This is a genomic window from Pantoea sp. Mb-10, assembly GCF_021272205.1.
GTDB lineage: Bacteria > Pseudomonadota > Gammaproteobacteria > Enterobacterales > Enterobacteriaceae > Pantoea.
In genome coordinates this window covers 1-706 of the sequence record NZ_JAJSDX010000023.1, presented here as the reverse complement: position 1 = coordinate 706, position 706 = coordinate 1, and the positions used below count along the sequence as shown (strand labels likewise).

Genomic DNA, 706 nt, shown 5'->3' with positions numbered 1-706 from the left:
AGTGGCTTCCGGAGCTAACGCGTTAAGTCGACCGCCTGGGGAGTACGGCCGCAAGGTTAAAACTCAAATGAATTGACGGGGGCCCGCACAAGCGGTGGAGCATGTGGTTTAATTCGATGCAACGCGAAGAACCTTACCTGGCCTTGACATCCACGGAACTTGGCAGAGATGCCTTGGTGCCTTCGGGAACCGTGAGACAGGTGCTGCATGGCTGTCGTCAGCTCGTGTTGTGAAATGTTGGGTTAAGTCCCGCAACGAGCGCAACCCTTATCCTTTGTTGCCAGCGGTCCGGCCGGGAACTCAAAGGAGACTGCCAGTGATAAACTGGAGGAAGGTGGGGATGACGTCAAGTCATCATGGCCCTTACGGCCAGGGCTACACACGTGCTACAATGGCGCATACAAAGAGAAGCGACCTCGCGAGAGCAAGCGGACCTCATAAAGTGCGTCGTAGTCCGGATCGGAGTCTGCAACTCGACTCCGTGAAGTCGGAATCGCTAGTAATCGTAGATCAGAATGCTACGGTGAATACGTTCCCGGGCCTTGTACACACCGCCCGTCACACCATGGGAGTGGGTTGCAAAAGAAGTAGGTAGCTTAACCTCCGGGAGGGCGCTTACCACTTTGTGATTCATGACTGGGGTGAAGTCGTAACAAGGTAACCGTAGGGGAACCTGCGGTTGGATCACCTCCTTACCTGAAGATAC

The 706-nt window shown here is 54.8% G+C and carries 1 rRNA gene; it reads left to right on the top strand.

The features are described from left to right. Positions 1-695, top strand: a 16S ribosomal RNA gene (locus tag LU196_RS20315); the annotation flags it as partial. Positions 696-706 lie beyond the last annotated feature (11 nt).